The sequence below is a fragment of the Desulfovibrio mangrovi genome (genome assembly GCF_026230175.1).
In the GTDB taxonomy this organism is placed as follows: Bacteria; Desulfobacterota; Desulfovibrionia; order Desulfovibrionales; family Desulfovibrionaceae; genus Halodesulfovibrio; species Halodesulfovibrio mangrovi.
In genome coordinates this window covers 746053-767927 of the sequence record NZ_CP104208.1, presented here as the reverse complement: position 1 = coordinate 767927, position 21875 = coordinate 746053, and the positions used below count along the sequence as shown (strand labels likewise).

The 21875-nt window shown below is 57.3% G+C and carries 15 protein-coding genes; 5 read left to right on the top strand and 10 right to left on the bottom strand.

The window, feature by feature from the left end:
• Positions 1–18: 18 nt before the first annotated feature.
• The 4 genes from N1030_RS03515 to N1030_RS03500 all read right to left on the bottom strand — a co-directional run bounded on the left by N1030_RS03515 (position 19) and on the right by N1030_RS03500 (position 4812).
• Positions 19–1599, bottom strand: coding sequence for a sigma-54-dependent Fis family transcriptional regulator (locus N1030_RS03515; protein WP_265827717.1), 1581 nt, complete (start codon positions 1597–1599; stop codon positions 19–21).
• Positions 1600–1614: 15 nt separating this feature from the next.
• Complete coding sequence (locus N1030_RS03510) at positions 1615–2205, bottom strand: indolepyruvate oxidoreductase subunit beta (protein ID WP_265827715.1); 591 nt, start codon at positions 2203–2205, stop codon at positions 1615–1617.
• Entirely contained in the window at positions 2206–4044 is a 1839-nt protein-coding gene (gene iorA / locus N1030_RS03505) for an indolepyruvate ferredoxin oxidoreductase subunit alpha (protein WP_265827714.1), read from the bottom strand.
• A gap of 75 nt (positions 4045–4119) precedes the next feature.
• On the bottom strand, positions 4120–4812 hold the full coding sequence (locus N1030_RS03500; protein ID WP_265827713.1) for a tetratricopeptide repeat protein: 693 nt from the start codon (positions 4810–4812) through the stop codon (positions 4120–4122).
• Between the two features lie 259 nt (positions 4813–5071).
• On the opposite strand from N1030_RS03500, the gene N1030_RS03495 reads away from it, so the two are divergent.
• Both N1030_RS03495 and nadD read left to right on the top strand, forming a co-directional pair.
• Positions 5072–6331 carry a glutamate-5-semialdehyde dehydrogenase gene (locus tag N1030_RS03495; RefSeq protein WP_265827712.1) on the top strand — a complete coding sequence of 420 codons (1260 nt, stop codon included), beginning with the start codon at positions 5072–5074 and terminating at the stop codon, positions 6329–6331.
• A 164-nt stretch (positions 6332–6495) separates the two neighbouring features.
• Positions 6496–7170, top strand: coding sequence for a nicotinate (nicotinamide) nucleotide adenylyltransferase (gene nadD / locus N1030_RS03490; protein ID WP_265827711.1), 675 nt, complete (start codon positions 6496–6498; stop codon positions 7168–7170).
• A gap of 36 nt (positions 7171–7206) precedes the next feature.
• Here the strand turns inward: nadD and N1030_RS03485 are convergent, their stop codons facing one another.
• A complete protein-coding gene (locus tag N1030_RS03485; RefSeq protein WP_265827710.1) occupies positions 7207–8928 on the bottom strand; it encodes a diguanylate cyclase in 1722 nt (573 codons plus the stop codon).
• Between the two features lie 224 nt (positions 8929–9152).
• Between N1030_RS03485 and N1030_RS03480 the strand changes: the two genes are divergently transcribed.
• Positions 9153–9980: a tetratricopeptide repeat protein gene (locus N1030_RS03480; RefSeq protein ID WP_265827709.1), complete on the top strand. Its 828-nt coding sequence runs from the start codon at positions 9153–9155 to the stop codon at positions 9978–9980.
• Positions 9981–10081: 101 nt separating this feature from the next.
• On the opposite strand, the gene N1030_RS03475 is transcribed toward N1030_RS03480, so the two are convergent.
• Positions 10082–11110: a glycosyltransferase family 9 protein gene (locus N1030_RS03475; protein ID WP_265827708.1), complete on the bottom strand. Its 1029-nt coding sequence runs from the start codon at positions 11108–11110 to the stop codon at positions 10082–10084.
• A 440-nt stretch (positions 11111–11550) separates the two neighbouring features.
• On the opposite strand from N1030_RS03475, the gene N1030_RS03470 reads away from it, so the two are divergent.
• Positions 11551–13860 (top strand): GGDEF domain-containing protein, encoded by a 2310-nt coding sequence (locus N1030_RS03470; RefSeq protein ID WP_265827707.1) that lies wholly within the window; start codon positions 11551–11553, stop codon positions 13858–13860.
• Between the two features lie 49 nt (positions 13861–13909).
• Here the strand turns inward: N1030_RS03470 and N1030_RS03465 are convergent, their stop codons facing one another.
• The 4 genes from N1030_RS03465 to pdxA form a co-directional block, all read right to left on the bottom strand.
• Positions 13910–16099, bottom strand: coding sequence for a hypothetical protein (locus N1030_RS03465; RefSeq protein WP_265827706.1), 2190 nt, complete (start codon positions 16097–16099; stop codon positions 13910–13912).
• Between the two features lie 334 nt (positions 16100–16433).
• Positions 16434–17582 (bottom strand): glycoside hydrolase family 3 protein, encoded by a 1149-nt coding sequence (locus tag N1030_RS03460; protein WP_265827705.1) that lies wholly within the window; start codon positions 17580–17582, stop codon positions 16434–16436.
• Positions 17575–19239 carry a hydantoinase/oxoprolinase family protein gene (locus N1030_RS03455; protein WP_265827704.1) on the bottom strand — a complete coding sequence of 555 codons (1665 nt, stop codon included), beginning with the start codon at positions 19237–19239 and terminating at the stop codon, positions 17575–17577. The genes N1030_RS03460 and N1030_RS03455 overlap by 8 nt, the downstream gene beginning before the upstream one ends.
• Positions 19240–19298: 59 nt before the next feature.
• The gene (gene pdxA / locus N1030_RS03450; RefSeq protein ID WP_265827702.1) at positions 19299–20291 is read right to left on the bottom strand and encodes a 4-hydroxythreonine-4-phosphate dehydrogenase PdxA; all 993 of its coding nucleotides are present in this window, start codon (positions 20289–20291) and stop codon (positions 19299–19301) included.
• 236 nt (positions 20292–20527) lie between these two features.
• On the opposite strand from pdxA, the gene N1030_RS03445 reads away from it, so the two are divergent.
• A complete protein-coding gene (locus tag N1030_RS03445) occupies positions 20528–21874 on the top strand; it encodes an ATP-dependent 6-phosphofructokinase (RefSeq protein ID WP_265827699.1) in 1347 nt (448 codons plus the stop codon).
• The last annotated feature ends 1 nt before the right edge of the window (position 21875 follow it).

Genomic DNA, 21875 nt, shown 5'->3' with positions numbered 1-21875 from the left:
TACATGACAACTGCGCTGTTAACGCGGACGCCCCTTCGCCACGGCGAATTTCTTGGCGTCCAAACCGTATTTCTTCACCTTGTAGTTCACGATACGGTAGCTCACCCGCAGATCGCGCGCTGCCTGCAGCATATTGCCGCGGGCCTTCTTGAGCGCGTCCACCAGCAGCTCCTGTTCGAACTTGGCCACGGCTTCGCAGAACGAAAGGTTGGAATCGGTTGCGGTACTTTCCGCCGTCTGCAGCGAAGGCGGCAGATGGTAGGTACGGATAACGTGCTCGTCACACACCAGCACCGCACGCTCAATGCAGTTCTTCAGTTCACGTATGTTCCCGGGCCAGTGATACTGCGTGAGCAGGTCAATCGCGGGCGTGGAGATACGCTTGATGTCACGAGTGTATTCTTCCGCATACAGACTGAGGAAGTGTTCCGCCAGAGGCAGAATGTCTTCCCGACGCTCGCGCAGCGGCGGAATGAATACGGGGAACACGTTGATGCGGTAATAGAGGTCTTCACGGAAGTGCCCCTTTTCCACCAGCTCTTCCAGAGGCTGATGCGTGGCACAGATAAGACGCACATCAACGGTAATGGTCTTTTCGCTGCCGAGGCGCTGAATCTCCTGCTCCTGAATGGCGCGCAGCACCTTGGCCTGCGCCGTGGGGCTGAGTTCGCCCACCTCATCAAGGAACAAGGTACCCTTGTTCGCCAGTTCGAAAAGGCCTTTCTTGTCCTGCACCGCACCGGTAAAAGCACCCTTCTGGTAACCGAAGAGTTCGCTCTCCACCAGTTCGGAAGGAAGCGCGGCGCAGTTAAGCTTGATCAGGGGTTGCTCGCGGCGGGGGCTGGCCTGATGGATGGCTTCCGCCAGCAGCTCCTTACCCGTACCGGATTCGCCGCGCAGCAGCGCGGTGGCACGGCTGGGACCGACCTGAGCAGCCTGATTCAATACAAGACGCATGGATTTGGAAGCGGCGACAATGTTGGGGGGGATGAATCCCGTCTCCACATTGTCTCCGGCAATGAGCCCCTGCGACATCAGGTGCTTCTGCCGTGCCATTTCCTCCTGCAAGTATGCAGCCTGGTTGGCAATCATGCCCGCAACAACGGCAAGGAACTTCGACTGTCCCAGCAGCTTGGACATATCGCTCGTGGGCGTATCCACGCTGAGGGTGCCGATGACTTCGCGCCCTTCATCATCTTCACCGGGGCCGAGCACCGGCACGCAGATGAAGGCAAGACTCATCAGTTCTTCCTCGGTACGCCCGAAAGCGCGGTTGAGGAAGGCTGGATGATCCTTCATGCGAGGCACGATGACAGGCTGCCCGCTGGAGAACACCTGCCCCGTCACACCGACGCCGGGCTCATATTCCACATGCGCCGCCTTTGTCGGCGTATGCGCAAGGCTGAGCTTGAGCGTGCGGGTCTCGGGGTCGAAGATGACCAGATGAGGCCGCTGGAAGTCATGATTCTCCGCCAGTGTCTTGAGCAGAGACTTCAGCGTGGACTGGAAGGGACGCTGGGGTCCCATCTCAGACACGATGCGCTGAAGCGTTCCCAGATACGGCTGTAGACTCTCGTCTTGTAGGTTGGTTACACTCATAGGATTTGTGTTTTCCTAGCCCGCCAGCTTGGAAACCCCTAGCGCAACGGCCTTGAGGTTCATATCAACCAGCGTGGGCTTCAGATATTTCCTGATTGCGGATTCCAGAGCCTCCGGGCCGAAGGGAAGCAGACCGGACGCGCACAGCGCGCCGAGCAGCACGATATTCCCCGCCTGTACGGAACCGGCTTCCAGCCCCAGCGTTCTGCAGGGCAGGAACCAGCACTTGGCGGAACATCCCTTCACCCGCTCCGTGATGTGTTCCATGGCGGGATAGGTATCGCGGCCACAGGAAACGCCAACGGGAGGCAACGGTTCCGTGTTACTGATGACACTGCCGCCCTTTGCCAGATACGGCAGGCCGCGCAGCGTTTCCAACGGTTCGAAACCGAGTACGATATCGGCTTCGCCATGACTGATTTTGGGGCTCTTCCAACCGCCGAGCAGCACGGTGGATTCCACCACGCCGCCGCGTTGTGCCATACCGTGAATCTCGCCGGATACGACATCCAGTCCCTGATCAAGGGCGGTGCGGGCCAGAAGGGTGGTGGCGGTAAGAGTACCCTGCCCGCCCACGCCGGTCATATAGATGCGAATACGTTCCATCTAGGCGCTCCTTTTGCGGGCTTTGAAGTTCTTGCTGATCTGCATGCACACCATGCAACCGGAACACAGGGATTCGTCAACCTGCACGCCGGCTTCGTCACGGTAGAATGCGGGACAGGCGAATTCGTTGAGAACACGGTCGGTTTCGGGCCCCTGCTCAGCCACATAGGCAGTCTGGGGGCGATTCAACTTCAACGCGCGACGTGCATACAGTATGCAGGGCTCTTCTGCAATAATGACGCGAACGCCTGATTTGGCCTTCATTTCCTCGAAGGTCTTCAGGGTTGCCTTGAGGTTGAAAGGCTTCACCTTGGCAACTTCGCTCACGCCACAGCCACGCACGATGGATTCGATATCCAGATGCACGCAGGCATCGCCCAGCACATTGGCGTCAACGCCGGGGTTCAGCTGATGACCGGTCATGGCGGTGGTACCGTTATCCAGAACCACCAGCAATACGTCGTGCTTGTTGAACACGGCGTTCACAAGGCCGGTTATGCCGGAGTGGAAGAAGGTGGAATCGCCGATGAAGGCCAGCACATCCTTGCCGGAAGAACGGGAGAAACCGCAGCCGGAAGATACGGAAGACCCCATGCAGAAGAGGAAGTCGGCCATCTTCAGCGGAGGCAGAATGCCCAGCGTGTAGCAACCGATGTCGCTGGAGTAGTATGCGTCGTCACCAAAGAGCTGACGCACGGTGTAATACACGGCACGGTGCGAACAACCGGCACAGAGGTTCGGCGGGCGAACCGGCAGGCCCTCTTCACCTTCAAAGCACACGGGAGAAGCGGCGTTGGCGCCCAGATGCCCTGCAAGAGCCATCTGGATGGAGGTGGTGGTGTATTCACCCTGCACGGTCAGGTATTCGCACTTGCCGAACACCGGCACGTTCAGCCCCATCTCCTGCACCATGGCGCGGACTTCCTTTTCAAGAATGGGCTCAAGCTCTTCGATAACGATGACCTTTTCCACGCTCTTGAGGAAATCGCCGATGAGCTTCACCGGCAGGGGCCAGCTCATTCCCAGTTCGAGAACGGAAACCTTGTCCGCCCAGCCCTGTTCGGCCAGCACGTCGGAGAGGTAGGAACGGGCGATACCGGAAGCGATGATGCCGACCTTGCCTTCGCCGCGCACCACGTTCCACTGGGAGTTTTCCGCCACTTCACGGATCGCTTCAAGGGACTTGAGCAATTCACCGTGACGCACACGGGCAACCGCAGGTACGGGAACGAAGCGACGGGGATCGCGATTGAAGTCAACGATCTTTGCGGGCTCGGGACGCACGTCAAAAGCAACGGGACCACGCAGGTGGTTCACGCGGGTGGTCGTGCGCAGCATGACGGGCTGTTCGGTTTTACGGGCAAGCAGCAGTGCTTCGCGGGTCATGTCCTTGGCTTCCTGCGCGGAAGCGGGCTCAAAGCAGGGCATGCCGGCAAGACGCGCATAGTAGCGGTTGTCCTGCTCGTTCTGGCTGGAATGACAGCCGGGGTCGTCAGCAGACAGCAGTACAAGACCACCGGGCAGACCGGTGTAGGTCATGGTCAGCAGCGGGTCTGCAGCCACGTTCACGCCGACGTGCTTCATGGTCACAAGCGTCAGGGCACCGCCAAGGGCTGCACCGGCAGCCACTTCCATGGCAACCTTTTCGTTAACGGAGTATTCGAAGTAGTAGGAGCCGTCCTTGAGACGGTGGAAGGTATCGGGAACCTCGGACGACGGTGTGCCGGGGTAGCAGGTGACAACGTTGATGCCTGCTTCCAGCGCGCCACGCACTATTGCCTCGTTACCGAGCAACAGGTGCTTTTCGCCGGGGGCTCCGGCCAGAATAGGATGCGCCATGTTGAATAATTCTCCTGAAAAGACCGGATAAAACCGGCACTACAAAACAGTTGAGCGGGAAAAGTAGCGAGCGATCTAGCCCTTGCTGCCCAGACGGGCCTTGAGCTGGCTGATCTTGTGCGCAAAGAGTTCCTTATCCGTATTGTTGCCTTCACCCTGAAGCGCTTCATACGCTGCCAGGGCGCGGTCGAGCTTGCCGGCCTGTTCCGCAACAACGGCAAACTGCAGTTTGGTGATATTCTTGAAGGCATCGGGTGCCACAGATTCAGCGGTTTCCAGTTCGGAGAATGCCTCTTCCATCTTGCCGGAAGCTGCGAGAGCCTGTGCCTTGCCCAAGCGGGCAACAAAGCCCATTTCGCCGTCTGTCATACCGGCAAGCGATGCCCAGGCGCCGGCGGCCTTATCATAGTCCTTTTTCTCAAGGCTCAGGCGGGCCAGCTCAAACAGGGCCGCGGGGCGAAGCTTCTCGGGCGCCTTGGCAATAAACGCCTCAAGGGTCGATACCTGATCTGCGCCATCCTTGTTGATGAGGATATCGCCCAGCTCCATGCGCGCCGAGGCAAGAGCCTTCTTGGTGCTGTAGTCATAGATGCCGTAACCGCCTATGACCACCAGAATGGCGCCAAGGCCGATCAGAATGGCTCTGAAATTGTTCACAAGAAACTTGAGAAGCGGCTGGGCTTCTTCGGAAATGCCGTGTTGCAGTTCACCCACGATTCCAATATTCGCGGCATCAACCTGGTGTTCAGTTTCTCTTTTTTCCGACATGCAGTCTTTTCTCCTATTGCGTCGAGTACCAGATGGGAATACGCCGAAAGTCAGCGCAAAAACGCACCTCGTTGTAAGCTCGCATTACGAAAATGTCAAAAGGGTTTTCGTGTATTGTGACATTCTGCAACACAATGACCTGCGATGATTTACGCATAAAACCACCCTGTCTTTGCAACACGGTGCCGCACTTGCGAAGCCCTCTCCAAATGTATATTCTTAACAGATTACGCAATTCTCACTCAAAGGTGGAGGCTCCATGAATATTACAGCCGAAATGCAGAGCATGGGCGCAAAGGCCAAGGAGGCCGCCCGCATCCTCAGTGCAGCGAGCCCTGCCGCCAAGGCTGACGCACTGGTGCGTCTGGCGAACCTGCTGCTGCAGAAAGAAGAAGCCATCACCGAAGCGAACCGCAAGGACCTTGAAGAGGCCCGCCAACGCGGTCTGGATGGCCCCCGGATGGACCGACTGACCCTGACGCCTGCAATCATCAGGGAAATGTCCGATGCCTGCCGACAGGTTGCGGAAATGCCCGACCCCATCGGCGCCATTGAAACCCAGTGGCAGCGTCCCAACGGACTGCTGGTGGGCAAAATGCGCATCCCCCTCGGTGTCATCGCCATGATTTATGAATCCCGCCCCAATGTTACCGTGGATTCCGGCATTCTCTGCCTCAAAGCGGGCAATGCGGTCATCCTGCGCGGAGGCAGCGAGGCCATCCACTCCAACCTTGCGCTTGCTGCGCTTGTGCATGAAGCATTGGAAGCCGCCGGTTTGCCCCGCAACGCAGTACAGGTCGTCAGCACCACGGACCGCGAGGCCATCAACGCCCTGTGCAAGCTTGAAGAATACATTGACGTCATCATTCCCCGTGGAGGGGAAACACTCATCCGCAAGGTTGTGGAACTGGCGACCATGCCCGTACTCAAGCACTACGAGGGGGTTTGCCATGCTTACGTCGACAACGGCGCCGATCTGGATGAAGCCCTGACAGTCGTATTCAACTCCAAGACCCATCGCCCCGGCGTCTGCAACGCCCTTGAAGGGCTGCTGGTCCATAAGGATGAAGCGGCAGCCTTTCTGCCCATGGTGGCGGAAAAGCTCGGCGCTGCCGGTGTGGAGTTCCGCGCCTGCCACCGTTCTCTGCCTCTGCTTGGCAAAACCGCCGTCGCCATGAATGACAGCGACCCCGGCACCGAATATCACGCCCTCATCCTGCTGGTGAAGGTTGTGGACTCCATGCTTGAGGCTCAGGACTACATTGCCGCATACGGCTCCAATCATACGGAAGTGATCTGCACGCGCGACCTTGACCGCGCCATGCGCTTTGTCCGCGAGGTGGATGCCTCCATGGTGGCCGTGAACGCCTCATCCCGTTTCAATGACGGCGGACAGCTGGGCCTTGGGGCTGAAATCGGCATCAGCACGTCCAAGCTGCACTCCTACGGCGTCATGGGCGTGAAAGAACTGACGACCACCAAGTTCGTGGTCTTCGGCAAAGGGCAGGTCAGAGTCTGATCAACCTTCATTATTCAGGCTTCAGGCACCGACCATAAGGTCATGTCGGCAGGGGAGCCCCCCTCCCCTGCCGTTTTCCATTCAACCCAAGATGAACTGCAGCCATGGTCAGGCCCTGCAGCATCTGTCAGCCGTGAGAAAAACTCACGCCATTCGGGAATCAAATGCAGCGCATCGGCATTCTGGGCGGTACATTCAATCCGGTACACATTGGCCACATACGCCCTGCCGTGGAGGTTTTCGAAGCCTTGCAGCCCGACCGCATCGATCTCATTCCATGCGCATCCCCACCCCACAAGGCAGAAAGCAATCTGCTGCCCTTTGAACTGCGCGCCAAGATGCTGGCAGCCGCAGCGGCCCCCTTCCCCTATCTTCAGATCAGCCACATAGAAAACGAACGCCCGGGCCCTTCGTACACGTATGATACACTGACGGCTTACCATGCATCCAATCCGGGCTGCAGCCTGTTCTTCATCCTCGGAGCCGGAGACCTCGTCACCCTGCCGGACTGGCACAAGGGCATGCAGATTCCCAACCTTGCCGATCTTGTGGTCCTCCCCCGTTCCGGCAGAGATGTGGAAACGGTCCACAGCGTCATTCGCGACAGCTGGCCCGATGCAGTTAAAGAGCAAGAAAAAGCCCCTCTGGCTGCCGTATACCGGCTGCCTTCGGGGCATAAAATTCATTTCCTTCCGCAACCGCGGCTGGATATCAGCGCAACACTGGTACGCGAACGCTGGCTGGCCGGAAGAAACGTCACCTATCTTGTCCCGCGGGCTGTTCTTGACATCATGCTGGAGCATCGCGAAACAATAACAGCATGCTGGAGCCGCGGCTGACAGGGGGGGATTCAATCAGGCTATCACCATTTCCGGCTAGCCCGCCTTCCGCTCCTGCAAGGTATGCCAGAAGACCACACCACTTCCCTCCTGCTTGGCCCGATACATGGCGGCGTCAGCCCTGCCGAGCAGTTCTTCCGCATAGCTGCCGTCATCCGGATAAATGGCAATACCAAGACTCACTCCAACACTGACCACCAACTCAGCCAACACCAAAGGATCGGAGAGGACATTGCCAATCTCCCGAGCCACCCGCACGGCATCATCAGATGAGTGGAGCCCTTCGAGAACCACGCAGAACTCATCGCCCCCAATGCGGGCCACCATGTCACATTCGCGCACACAACCACGCAGTCTTCCGGCAATTTCCCGCAGCACCTTATCACCGGCCATATGCCCGTGCATGTCGTTCACCTTCTTGAAATCATTGAGGTCAACATACAGCAGGCCGAGCCTGTTGGCATTTCGGGAAGCCAAGGCCAAGGCACCGTCAAACCACTCGCGGAAGTACACCCTGTTATACAGTCCCGTCAGGTCATCCCTGGAGGCCCGGCGACGCAGGTCCTGCTCAGTCAGCTTTCTTTCTGTGATGTCGAAAAGCATTCCTTCAATTGACAGAATCTCACCGGAATCATCCCGGACAGCCCGGGCCGACAGTTCAACCCAGAGGATGTCGCCTCCCTTTCTCTTCATCCGAACCTGATATCTGTTCACACGGTCATTGATGCGCAAAGCCTCAAGAAACCGTTTACGGTCGCTCGAGTCGACGTACAGATCGCTGTTAATATCAACGATCTCACGAATCATGGAAGATGGGGATTCATACCCGAAGATGGCAGCCATGGCCGGATTGACTTCAATAAAGCGACCATCGGGCAGGCTCTGGTACACACCGTCCAGCACGTTCTCGAACAGGGTGCGGAACCTGTCCTCCGCTTCTCGACGGGCCTGTTCCGAAGCCAATTGCTCAGTCATGTCATTAACAACACAAATATAGCCGCGCCCGTCGCCCAGGTCACCAAACGAGACGTCACCACTCCCCCACCATGACGCAACGGACAAGCGGACCGGCACCTCCCTTCCCTTCAGGGAAACAATATGCCCTTCCGCAACGATTTTGCCAGAATCGCCCAATCGATCAATCATACCGAAAAGGGCCTCTACGGTTCTGGAGGTTAGCAGTGCGGGGAATGACTCGTTGTTGCAACCGTTTTCGCCACAGCATATCAATTGCTGAAAACTGGAATTGGCAAAGACGATACGGTATTGCGGGTCCAGAATGACCAACCCTTCGGACATGGTTTCCACGATGCGCCGATATTTGGCTTCGCTGACCTGAAGCTTCCGGTACAAATCCCGCTTGTACAAAGCCATGCGCAAGCCGCGATGCAGCGTTTCAAGGGAAACAGGCTTCTCAAGCCACGCAAGAGGATTGGTCAGTTTGGCTCTGTGAAAGGTCGCGTCGTCTGTGGCTGAAGTAAGATACACTACCGGCACATCATAAAGCCGGTGAATCTCTTCGGCGGTATCCACACCATCCATTTTACCGGCAAGGCCGATATCCATGACAACCACGTCCGGAGCAAGGTCACAGACCTGCCCCAACGCTTCCTCCCCACTGGCAAAGACCCCCACAACGACATAGCCGAGACGGGTCAATTGCAGACACAGGGCCTTGGCAGAAACGACGCCATCTTCAATAACGAGAACTCGAGACGACGAAGAGTATTCCTCGCCTGCTCCGTCACTATAAGCCAACGCTGCGTCCCCCCCGGAATGCTTCGCGTCTGATGTTGAACTGACCATCCTGCGTCCCCCTAGCACAAAATAAGTAACCTTAATAACTCATCTGGTCTATAAATCAAGTTTAATCATCATCATCACAATTCTGACCTTACATTTCTGAAGACTTTACTCCCCAAGTCTCTACAGATAGGATGAGCGGTGCAAGACCTTTGACCCGTACCGGAGCCCCGTAAAACATGATGAATTTCACTGTTCCCAAACTCACACGCGAAAACCTTTCACGCGCCCGCTCATATCTGCGCCGCAACGACATTCCCCGTTCACTCGAGGCCATATGCAGCGGCATAAGCGACATTCTCGGTTCCAGACTCATAGGTCAGGCCCGTTATGAAGTTGAAGTGCTGGTGCATGAATACATAACCGAACTGAACAAGCACCCTGACATTATAAAGTTCTTTCAGAAAAGAAAAATCCACGCCACCCCCTTTGTCCGATATCAACGTGGACAGGAAAGAGAACTGCTGGATCGGCTGGAGTCCATTCTGCACAGCATGAAGGACGAACAGCAAAGCAAGCACATCGCCCGCGAGCAGAAGCAAGTTTGCAAAAAGGAAGAACTGCTGGAAAAAGGCAGGGCGCTCATGCAGGCGAAGGATTACCCCCGAGGCAAAGGCGTGCTCCGCAGGGTTGTAGACGGCTGGGGACACGAAGAGGGCCTGACAACCGAAATTGCCATGCTCTTTCTGGAACACCAGCTGTATTTTGAAGCAGTTGAGCTGTTTGAGTCAGTCATTGATCAGTTTCCCTCCGACAGCAAGGCTTACGGCGGAGCCGTTCGCTGCTACAAGGAACTGCAGGAATTCGAAAGATGTGAGCAGGTATACCTCAAGGCACTTAAGCAATTCGGTGCGCACCCCAAAACATTGTTCAACATGGCCGAACTCTACAGGCGCTGGCGCAAACTGGATCAGGCGTATGATTATGCCAAGCGCGCCATCTCCGCAGACCCGAACATGAAGGAAGCCAAAGCAATATTGAAAGAGATTGAAGCCCGCATCTTCTAAACGCCCCTCCCACGAAAAATCCCCTGCTCCGGACCACTCGGCCAACGGAAGCAGGGGTTCTTTTGTATCAGGATCTGCAAAGAGACTTTCGCCTCAACCTATCACGCCCTCTGCTTGACCGGCATACGCTCAACTGCCTGCATCACCCTCTCGGGAGACAGGGAGGCCATGCATGCCTGATCGTGCTGGCATGGCTTGCTTCCATGCAATGAACATGGACGACAGGCTTCATCCGCTTCAAGAATAATGTCGTGCTCACCCTCAGGATAGAAACCCCATACGGCATGGGTCGGCCCGAACAGGGCGACCACCGGCGTACCGACAGCACCTGCGAGATGCATGGGGCCCGAATCGCCCGTTACCAGCATGTCACATTGGACCAGCAGCGCGCATGTTTCCCGCAACGAAGTGGCATTGGTCAAATCATGTACGCCTGCGGGCATGGGATATCCCAGCTTCTCTCCGCGCCCGAGAACAAGAACGGAGTGCCCTGCGGCCACAAGAGATGCTGCAAGTGATTGCCAATAGTCTGCCCGCCATGCCTTGTTGATATGTGTTGAATAGGGGTGCAGGGCAACGAGCTTGCCCGGTCCCATCTGCAGGGAGGCAATGCTCTCGGCTGCCTGTGCTTTCTCTTCGGCAAGCAGATGAATCTCCGGCAGCAACTCGCGTCTGGGTGGCGCCGTCTGTTCAATGGCCAGCGCATAACGCTGTGGCACGTTGTATTCCAGCAGACGGTCACGAAAGATTCTCCCATTGCTCCGCAAGAACATCCGGCGCTCAAGGCTGAACTTGGGATACCTGACCTTGGGGCCCTTCCAGAACGCGCCGAGCATTCCCGAACGCAAGGTGCCGTGAAGATCCAGCAGGCCGCAGCCTGCCATCTCCCGTGAAAGAGACCTGAATAACCGGATCATGTTCGCCGCACGCACGTCCTCACGCCGGATACCGATAACACGGTCAATGGCCGGATGATGCTTGAGCACCGGAGCCCACTGCTCCAGAGTGAGAAAGGTGAAACGCCAGCCGCGTTCCCGATGCCAGCGCGAAAGCACGCCGGTCGTCAGAGCGACATCGCCCAACGCACTGAGGCGTATCACCAGCCAGTGATCCGGTAGTTCTTTGGTCAATTCTTGTTCCTGCCCCAAAAATTGTCTCTTGTGTTTCGCAGTCATTGCGCAAGGAGCACCCGTGCGCGAGATGGCGGAGATACTCTCTATGGACTGAAGTTTCAAGAAGGACATCTCCCAGCCACGGTATTCTCTAATAACATGTAGCCTTCAATGCAACGCCCGTTCAGTCCGACGGTACGCATTCTACATACCGGCAGCCGATTGCGCCAGTCGTTATGAGCCCACAGCGGATCACCCACCACGCATTTTCCGCTTAATTGTCACCCCCCCGTAACCTTGGTCCGCGCAAAGGGAGTACGTAATCATACGGACACACCGAGATCATTTGCCATCCTGACGGCAACCTGCAATGTCACAGAACGGAAGCAGTTCCCTCAGGGCTCGGTTACTCACTGACACAATTCGCCACAGCGCAGGCTAACAGAAGGGAATCCAGCATGCCGGACAGCTCCATCAACGCCACACCATTCCTGCATGGCACCAGCACCATGCCAATCAATACTACCCAGCTTCGAGAATCACTCCAAAGGCATACCAGCCTCAACCTCATTGTCTTCAAGATCAGTGATCACATTCTCATGCGGGAGCTGTACGGGGATGACGTTGCCACCAACCTGAACACCCAGCTGCGACAGGGCATTGAGGCCGCCCTGAGGGAGCTTACGGTTCCCGAGCTATCAAACAACACGCTCTTTCCACTGGAAGCCGGAGAATATCTGCTGACATGGCCGGATGCCGGTCCACGGCAATACCGTCTTGCCGATGTCGCCTTCACCATGAAGCTGCGCGTGCAACAACACCTGAAACGTGAAATGCTCCGCCTGACAGGCAGAGAGCCACATCTGAATGTCGGTTGCGCCACCTATCGTCACAAGCAGGACGGCACACAGGGAAACGACTTCATGCTTGCCATGCGCGAATGCCGCATACTGGCCCGCAAGGGGTTCGATCTGGACACCCTTCGCCTGTCACGTGAGTTCAAATCCGTATTGCAGACACGCAGCATCCAAACCTTGTACCAACCCATTGTCAGCTTTCCTTCCGGCGATATCATGGCGTGGGAAGCTTTGAGCCGGGGCCCGGAGCAATCCCCTTTCCGGTCCCCGGACATCCTCTTCGACCTTGCAGAAGAAATGGGCATGCTCTTTGCCCTTGAACGGGTATGCCGTGAAAACGCCATCGTCCGTGCGGATGCTCTTGCAGAAAACCAGAAACTGTTTCTGAACATCCATCCACGCACCCTCACCGACCCCGGATTCACTCCCGGCAGTACCCGGGAAATCATCGAAAAGGTTGGATTGAAGCCGGAAAACATCGTTCTGGAAATTACGGAACGCCACTCCATCAGGGACTTCAGCCTGTTCTACAAAACCCTCGATCATTACCGGGGGCAAGGCTTCCAAGTGGCCATTGACGACGCGGGAACAGGCTATTCCGGCCTTTCCACCATCGCCGAACTGAAGCCCAACTTCATCAAGATAGACATGTCGCTGATCCGTAACATAGACCGAGATCCCGTGCGCCGCGCCTTGCTGGAAACCATCGTCGCCTTTGCCGACAAGATTGACTCCAAGGTCATTGCCGAAGGAATCGAGACGCAGGAAGAAGCCTCCACCCTGCTGCAGATAGGCACACATTTCGGGCAGGGATACTATCTTGGCAGGCCCACTTACCCAAAGCAGCAGACAACCATAGATCTCTCCGCCATCCGTCCTGCAAACCAGCCCATCGCGCTCCGAAGCACGGGGTACTCCGTTCCGGTGGGCAGCTACGCCAAACCGGTAAACATTGTCTCACCGGACACGCTGGTCAGTGAAATCCGAGAATATTTCGAAGAGAACAACCTTAACAGCAGCATTGCCGTGACGGCCAACGACGAACCTGTCGGACTGATCATGGAATATCATCTCAACAGGCAGCTTTCTGCCCAGTACGGCCTTGCTCTCTACTACAAACGGCCTGCAAAATCCGTCATGGATGCCTCCCCCCTGATCGTGGATGAAAACACCCCCGTTGAGGCCACCGCCCAGATGGCCATGCAGCGAAGCCAACTGCAGGCATACGACGATGTGATCATCACCAAAAAAGGCAAACTTCTCGGACTGGTCACGGTGCAGACACTGCTCAACGTGCTCGCACAGGCGCAGGTTGAGCTTGCCAAGGGAACAAACCCGCTGACCGGTCTTCCCGGCAATGTCGCGCTGGAGAATGAAATCGAATGCCGCCTCAGAAGTGAGGCCAGATTCGCACTCATCTACGCAGATCTGGATAACTTCAAAGCCTACAACGATACTTACGGATTCAAAAACGGAGACCGGATAATACTGCTGCTGGCAGACATCCTGACATGGGCCATCCGCAGACACGGCATCCGGGGCGATATTACCGCCCACATAGGCGGCGACGACTTCGTTTGCGTGCTCGACCGCAACAAGGCAGAACGCATCTGCAGAGCTGTAACACGCTGTTTCAAACGGCTGGTGCGCAATTGTTACAGTCCGCATGACCGCGAGAAAGGCTGGATTCTGGCCCGCGGACGGGACGGAGTCGAGAGGGAGTTCCCCCTTGTATCGGTGTCACTGGCAGTCATCGATTGCCAGGGCAGTTGCTCCCTGCAGGAGATCGGGGAACGGGCCGCACAGATGAAACACTTTGCCAAATCCATTCCCGGCAATGTGTATGTGGTGGACCGGCGCAGCCCCGTCGGAAGCCAAAGCGATAGCGAAGGCCACGAGGCGGAACAGTAAGTTCACAGACATCAAAACAAAAAAGCCGCCTTTTCAGGCGGCTTTTCAATTACAGATCTTCTCCTTCCAGCTCGGCAAAGTCTTCCTTACCCTTACCCAATCGCAAAGGAGGCATGGAGCGGACAGAAGGTCGCTGCCCCTGGCTTAGCTGCGCATCTCGAGGCTTTCCTTTCCCGTCTTCGGCAAGGAAACGCCCTGTCGCACCTTGAGCCGGTACAGCCTGCCCCTGATCCCCTGCGATCCGGAACGCATCAAGAGCCGAACGCAACGTATTCAATTCCATGACAAGACCACTGAAAGACTTGCCCATGAGCGAAGCAAACGCACGCAATTCATCATCGCGCTCACCCGCACGGGCATGAGCGGCACGGGAGGAAGCCATGGTCCTCAATGCTGCCATTTCATCTTCAAGCACAGCGGCTCCGGCTACTACAACCTGAACGCTGTGACCCAAGGCTTCCTGCACGTCACGGATCAGGGCTGCCGTATCATCAGAAGCCCTGCGGCCCGCATACAAGGAGTCATTCATGGCTGCAGAATGCTCACGGCACCTGTCTACAACTGCCTTGAGTTCCGTAACGATGGCGGCCAGACCTCCGGCGTTGTCACCGACCCTGCCCATTTCGATATTCACGTTGATGGCCAGTGTTTCGATCTGTCTGGCCACATCTTCTGCAAACGAGGCCTTACCCATGAGGGTGCGAAATTCCGCATCAAGCCGCTTCACCGCTCCTGCCAGCCTGTCTGTGCCCTTGTCGGCATCCTTCAGGCTTGCTGCGTTGCCCTTCAGAGCCGCATTCACAGACTCGAGCCGGGGAAGCATATCGCTCAACGCGCCGGAAGATTCAGGCCTTGCACCTTTCTCCGCAATGCGCGATTCAAGGCTTTTCAGGGCCTCCATGGCCCTGCCTGCGGCATCCCGCACAGCCAGAGTCGCATTGCGGGCAGTTCCGACCTTGACGTTTACAAACTGCTGTAAACCGTCCAGAGCTGCGACCGCAGCATCGCCCTTGGATTGAGGGGGAATCGATTGATTGAAATCGCCGTTGGCTCCACGCTGCAGAACCTTGCGAACCACCAGCCCATTCTCTGCCAGTTGCCTCAGAGCATTTCCGAGTACGTCCTTTTCGGAACGCACGGGAACCTGCACGTCCCACTCGCCCCGGGCCATGGCCTGAACACATTCGGCCATGTCCGTACTGCTTAAGGCAAGACGTTGCATGGCGTCTGTCAGCAGGCCCATGTCCTCCACAGAATCCTTGGGATCACGGACAGGACATTCCCCGGCTGCCAACGCATCAAGAGCCTTCTGCGCTCTGGCCAGCCGCTTGCGCACACCTGAACTGATTATGAGTGTAAAGATAAGCGCCACAAAAACCGCAAGAGCCACAATACCGCCAACGGTCAACGTGCCGATGTCGTGGACATAGTCGAGATCTGCCTCGTACTTGTCGGCCAGCACCTTCATGGGGTCGCGCATATCCGCCACGGCAGAGGCCAGTGTGGATCGCACATCGTTCATGAGCCCCGTGGAGTCTTCAAGGTCACTCAGGGAGGCGAGGTAGTCGCGCCCGTGCGCCAGCAGGGTATCAGCAAAATCCTTGTCAGCCAGCGCCGTCATGGTGCCCTTCAGATCTCCCAACAGGGTCAGCACGTTGCCCATACGGGTACGCACTTCTTCCAGCACCTTGGCATCACCGGAACGCATCCACTCACGGGAAAGCATGCGGGCTTCGTAAAATTCCCGCTGCACATCATTCACCAACCGCAGTTCCGCAAGACGGTTATTCACGACATCCGCGCTGGCATATCCGTCAGGATGCAGAAAAGCGGCATCGCGCTTCTTGCCTGCCAACTCGTCGAACAACGTCAGAAACTGCCCTGCGGCATTCTCGGCTTCCTGCAAGCGGGTAGCCCTGCCATCAGACACGGACTGCCAACGCTCCAGCGCACCACGAAACTCAATATTCGCACGCATGGCCTTATCAAGCCGCACGGCAACATCGTGCTCCACCGCCATCTTGAAGGCGGAGAAAGACTGGTCCAGTTGACCGCTGCGGGAAAGCACAGCATCCAGAGCTCCTGGTTTGGGCTCCAGCATGAACTGCAACGCTCCGGCCTGCATGGTGCGCAACTCCGCCTCAAGCATTGCCCTGCGCTCCAGCACGCCCTGCGCAATTGTCATTCTTCTCTGCCCTTCCCACCCCACGGCAACCATTGCCGCCAGCAGGAGAAGCATGAAACTAAATCCGATAAAAAGCCGTAAGCCGATTCGCATCACGAACTCCGTACAATGACATTTTCCAGAACTTAGCGACTATACCTTTTTTCATGAGATTACAAACAGTGAAAATGGTGCATGGTTGCAGGCTCCCCGCGCTTCTTCAAGAAAGGTCGCCTCAATCCGCCACGTTGCACGACCGCTTCCTGGCAGGCATTTCAGGCAATAATTGCCGATGGTTACGCTTTGCCAAATCAATACCACATTATCTTACGGCCTTACAAAATGTCCATGTGATGCACACATAAACAAAAAAGACGGTGCCCTGCACCGCCTTTTCCTTTCAATCAGGTTACTTCTGTCCGTCCCTCTTTCGTATTCCCGCTTTCAAAGCCTGAATGCGCTGGTAGGAACGTTCAACCCGCTGACGCGAAATCCGTTTCGATTCCACCAGCTTCATGATGATCCGCGTCGCCTTTGGAACGATGTCAGGATCGTAGCTGATGTTGTTGCCGAAAAGCAGCATGTCCGCACCGGCGTTTATGGCCCGTTCCACGGCCTCTTTCAACCCGTAGACATCGGCAATGGCCTTCATCTGCATATCGTCGGTGATGACCAGCCCGTCATAGCGCAACTGCTCGCGAAGAAGACCGGTTATGGTGCTGCGGGACAGCGTGGCCGGATACTCGGCATCCAACCGGGCATTGAACAAGTGCCCCGTCATGACCGCCGTGCGCAGGCCGCTGCGTGGTCCTTGCTCCAGCACCGTTCTGAACGGGGCCAATTCCTTGAGAGACCATGTGGCCGTGATGTCGGTCACGCCAAGGTGCGAGTCCGCCGTAGCGCTGCCATGCCCCGGAAAATGCTTGAGACAGGCTATGACGCCGTACCTGTTCAGGCCTTCGGCAAATGCGGCTCCGTGCTTGGCAACCACATCAGGATCGGATGAAAAACTGCGGCCCAGCTTGCCGATGACAGGACATTCAGGGTTCACGTTCACATCCAGCACGGGGGCATAGTCCCAGTTCACCCCCACGTCGGCCAACATGCGCCCCACCGTCTCGCCCGCCTTGCGGGTTTCGTCCACAGTGCCGTTGCCCAGAACAGCGGCAGACGGCGTTGATGCAAAGCCGTATTCCGGCTTCAAACGGGCGACACGCCCCCCTTCCTGATCAATGGCAATGAACAGCGGCATGCGCGCCGCCTGCTGCAGGGAGTCCGTCAGCGCCTTGACCTGCGCGCGGTCACGGATGTTCCGCCCCTTGCTCTTGAGAGCCACATCGTAGTCAAAGAGGATCACACCGCCCACGTTGAACTGCATGATGTCGCGTATGATCGGGCTTTCCGGCGTAACGTCCATGCCGCGAAAACCGACCAGCAGCATCTGTCCCGCCATATCATGCAGCGAAGCCTTGCCTGCCGCATGTGCCCACGTAGAAACGGCGGGAGAAGCCCCCGCCGCTAGAAAGAACAAGACAAAGGCGATCAACCGCTTAATCATGACGAAACGCCTCCGCAACGCCGGGACGCACCTGACACTTCACACGGATATTGCGTCCCACCGTGCCGTAATCGCCCACCATGTTGAAACTGTTCGCCTCCAGAATATCCACATCGCGTTCATGCACCGCCACGCCCTGCTCGCCCAGATGCTCAAGGAGCAGGCTCACGGCATCCTTCTGCGCATGTTCCAGCACGTATCCGCGCTGCACCACATCACGGATGCCCAACGTGGGAATGAAACGAACGCCCTTTTCAGTATCCGCAAACAATTCCAGTTCAAAGGTTGTGCGGGTCAACGCAGCACCGATGGCATTGGCTATGGCGTGCTCCTCCGGCACCTCCACCCTGCGCTGCAAGGCTTTGGTCAGCAGGCCGCTGAAGGCCTTTGCGGGCCCGCCCATGACATACACGCGGCTCGGTTCCAGCTTCGCCCCTTCGATCAATTCCATGATGGTGTATACGGGACGGGAGTTCACCTCATCCAGCAGCCCTTCCACGGCTGAGGCAATGCTGTTGACGGCGGCATCGATGGCGGCGTCCGCAAGGGCATCCGGGAACATGTCCCACAGGGACGCAAGGTTGCGGATACCTGCCTTGCTAGTTTCCACGTCACCGAATTCTGCCAGCCCCTTGTAGATGAGGGCATCAATGAGTGTAGGCTGTTTGCCGCCCGCAGCCATGCATGGTCCCACGCGTTCCGGTCCCACACGCACAGCTCCGGCCTGCACGTGCAGACGCGAATCGCCGCCGATGCCGATGGACCGGGTACGCAGAGCCCGAACAAGCGTCGGATAACTGCCCACCTCGATGCCGTCATTCTCGATAACCGGCGAACCGGAGGCAAATATGGCGATGTCCGTGGTGGTGCCGCCAATATCGAGAATGATGGAGTCTTGCTGAATGTCGCACAGGGCAATAATACCCATGACGCTCGCAGCAGGACCGGAAAGAATGGATTCCACGGGGTGCTCGCGGGAAGTGGCCAGAGGCATGGTACCGCCGTCCGCCTTGAGAATATGCACGGGGGCATAAATGCCGTACTCGCGCACGCTCTCCTCGATGGCATCCGCAAACTTGTTGTAGATGCGCCAGACCGCGGAATTGTAATAGGCGGTTGCAATACGGCGGGGGAAATTGAGCTGTCCGGACAGACGGTGCCCCTGCGAGACGAAGTCGGCACAGGCCATGAGCCCTTGCGTCAGCATGATTTCGTGGGCGGGGTTACGGGTGGAAAACTTGCCCACCACGGCGTAGACCTTGAGGCCCGTCTCGCAACAATTGCGTGCGAGGCTATCCACCTCCTGCACATCAGGGGGTGCAATTTCCTCACCCCTGTGATCGATGGAACCGCTGACGGTGTAGTAGTACGGCCCCACCTGATAATCGTCGGGATCAATGCCGGGGCCGGCGGAAACGAGCACCCCCACATCCTCAGTCCTGCCTTCCACAATGGCGTTCGTAGACAGGGTGGTGGAAAGGTTCAGGCGCGACACCGCCTTGGGATCGATATCCTTCAGCACACCTTGCAGCGCACTCTGTACGGACGACAGCAGGTTATGGTGATCGGTCACGACCTTGGCCGAAGCGACAACCCTGCCGCCATCCACCACCACCGCGTCAGTATGGGTTCCCCCTACGTCAATGCCGATACGCACACTATCCTCCCGTTAATCACAGCCGGAAACGGCAGCCGTCACACTCCGCAACAGCCCTGCTAGAATTCGATCAAGCGGGCGGCAAGCGTAAGGGCCTCTTCAAAGCTGCCGGTATCGGCAACGCCCTTGCCCGTAATATCAAAACCAGTTCCGTGGTCCACCGAGGTCCGCACAAAAGGCAGACCAAGCGTCACGTTCACGGCCCGGGAAAAATGCATCAATTTGAGAGGCGGCAGCCCCTGATCGTGGTACATGGCCAGCACTGCGGAAAATTCGCCCTTGGCAGCGCGGTAGAAAAGCGTATCCGCAGGCAGCGGGCCTACAACGTTAAGACCGGCCTTACGAGCGTCCTCCACTGCAGGCGCCACGATTTCCAAATCCTCATGCCCGATCTTGCCGGATTCCCCGGCATGCGGGTTCAAACCGCACACGGCAACGGGAGTCTTCACGCCGAGCTTGCGGACAAAGTCCACAGTCAGGGCCAGACAGCGTTTGATACGCTCGCGGCTGATGAGGTCGGGCACTTCACGCAGCGGAGGGTGCGTGGTGACAAGGCTCACCCGCAACTTGCTGCCGCACAGGTGCATGCACACGTCTTCGTCCCGTAATCCGGCAAAACGCGCCAGAAACTCCGTGTGCCCGGGGAAATTGAAACCTGCTTCCTGAAGCATGGCCTTGTGCAACGGCAAGGTGACCACACCGTCCGCCACGCCGGACCGGATGAGCTTGCAGGCAGCTTCAAGCGAGTACCCTGCCCCCTTGCCGCCCTGCGGGGTGGCCTGTCCCATGTCCAGCCTGAGCCCTTCAAGCCCGATGGGTTCAAACAGGAAAATTCCCGGCTCTTCACCGCTCACCCGTGCAGGATCTTCGATTCGCGTCCAGAAAGGCGCAATACCGAGCAGACGCGCATGCATTTCCAGAGCCGCTTCCGGCCCCACGAGAATAAGCGGCACCAGCGGCAGGGAACCGCTGCCGCCAAGCCCGAAAAGACGGCAGGCCAGTTCGGGGCCCAGCCCGTTCGGATCGCCCAGTGTTACGAGTAGGGGTTTCATCGTCACAATTTCACCACACAACCTGTTGTATTTCATTTCTATCCGACGAACCTATGCAGTTTTGCAAGGGGTGTAAAGAGAAACCGCGCCCCGCGGTTCGTGATATTTTGCCCGCAGCCCGCAACGCGCTCTGGCGTTGCAGCGAACCCTGTGGTAATAAGCCTGTATTGTTTGAAAACCCCGAACCGAAAGGACGAACGATGCGTTCGTCCGTCACGAGCCATCAGGAGTCTTTCATGCCGAAACGCAAAACCGACCAGGATAGCCTATCTCTTGATACGACTATCCTCACGCTGGGGAATGCCAAGATTCCTTCGCCCATATCCTTCTGCCGGTTCGAGGATGACAAAAAGGGGCTTAACGTCTTTCTCGACAAGGAATTCCTTGAAGAAATCGGCGATGGGCCGCCCATTCCCATCCGTTTTGAAAGCGCCGGACCACGCCGCCATCTGTTCTTCGACACGGCCAAAACCAAGTGTGCCATCGTCACATGCGGCGGCCTGTGCCCCGGCATCAACGACGTCATCCGCGCCATCGTCATGGAAGCCTACCACAACTACAGCGTGGCGGGCGTCATGGGCATCAAATACGGGCTTGAAGGCTTCATCCCCAAGTATGGCCATGAGATAGTGGAGCTTACACCGGATTCCGTATCCAGCATTCACCAGTTCGGCGGCACGGTGCTCGGCTCCTCCCGCGGGCCCCAGAATCCGGAAGACATTGTGGACGCCCTTGAACGCATGAACGTGAACTGCCTGTTCATGATCGGCGGCGACGGCACCATGAAGGCCGTGAAATCCATTGTGGCGGAAGTCACCAAGCGCAATCTCAAGATTGCCGTCATCGGCATTCCCAAGACCATTGATAACGACATCAGCTTCATTCCCCAGTCATTCGGCTTTGAAACGGCCGTAGACAAGGCCACGGAGGCCATCAGCTGCGCCCATACCGAAGCGCAGGGCGCCATGAACGGCATCGGCCTTGTCAAACTGATGGGACGCGAATCCGGTTTCATTGCCGCGCAGGCGACCTTCTCCATCAAGGAAGTGAACTTTGTACTCATTCCCGAAACCCAGTTTGAGCTGGAAGGGGAAAACGGCCTGCTGCCCGCACTGGCAGACCGCCTGAAAAGACGCAGACACGCCGTTATCGTGGTGGCCGAAGGCGCAGGCCAGCACCTCATGTCCACCAGCAAGGCAACGGACATCTCCGGCAACCCTGTTCTGGGCGACTTCACCACCCTGCTGCGGGACCGCATCAAGGAATACCTGAACAACATCGGCATGCCCTACACGCTGAAGTATATTGACCCGAGCTACATTATCCGCTCCATCCCGGCCAACGCCAACGACCGCATCTACTGCGGGCTGCTGGGACAAAGCGCGGTGCATGCCGCCATGGCGGGCAAGACCTCCATGGTGGTATCCAAGCTCATGGACCGCTACGTGCACATTCCGCTCGACCTCGTCACACTCAAGCGTCGCACGCTGAACATTCATTCGGACTACTGGCGTGCCGTTCTCGAATCAACAGGCCAATCCGCCCTGCGCGGCATGGTGCCCGACAACTACTGCGAACTGTAAT

Coding starts and splice junctions, on each gene's coding strand:
- N1030_RS03510 (WP_265827715.1), bottom strand. CDS start 2,205: ATGGAACGTATTCGCATCTATATGACCGGCGTGGGCGGGCAGGGTACT.
- N1030_RS03500 (WP_265827713.1), bottom strand. CDS start 4,812: ATGTCGGAAAAAAGAGAAACTGAACACCAGGTTGATGCCGCGAATATT.
- N1030_RS03495 (WP_265827712.1), top strand. CDS start 5,072: ATGAATATTACAGCCGAAATGCAGAGCATGGGCGCAAAGGCCAAGGAG.
- iorA (WP_265827714.1), bottom strand. CDS start 4,044: ATGGCGCATCCTATTCTGGCCGGAGCCCCCGGCGAAAAGCACCTGTTG.
- N1030_RS03515 (WP_265827717.1), bottom strand. CDS start 1,599: ATGAGTGTAACCAACCTACAAGACGAGAGTCTACAGCCGTATCTGGGA.
- N1030_RS03480 (WP_265827709.1), top strand. CDS start 9,153: ATGATGAATTTCACTGTTCCCAAACTCACACGCGAAAACCTTTCACGC.
- pdxA (WP_265827702.1), bottom strand. CDS start 20,291: ATGAAACCCCTACTCGTAACACTGGGCGATCCGAACGGGCTGGGCCCC.
- N1030_RS03465 (WP_265827706.1), bottom strand. CDS start 16,099: ATGCTTCTCCTGCTGGCGGCAATGGTTGCCGTGGGGTGGGAAGGGCAG.
- N1030_RS03460 (WP_265827705.1), bottom strand. CDS start 17,582: ATGATTAAGCGGTTGATCGCCTTTGTCTTGTTCTTTCTAGCGGCGGGG.
- N1030_RS03445 (WP_265827699.1), top strand. CDS start 20,528: ATGCCGAAACGCAAAACCGACCAGGATAGCCTATCTCTTGATACGACT.
- nadD (WP_265827711.1), top strand. CDS start 6,496: ATGCAGCGCATCGGCATTCTGGGCGGTACATTCAATCCGGTACACATT.
- N1030_RS03470 (WP_265827707.1), top strand. CDS start 11,551: ATGCCGGACAGCTCCATCAACGCCACACCATTCCTGCATGGCACCAGC.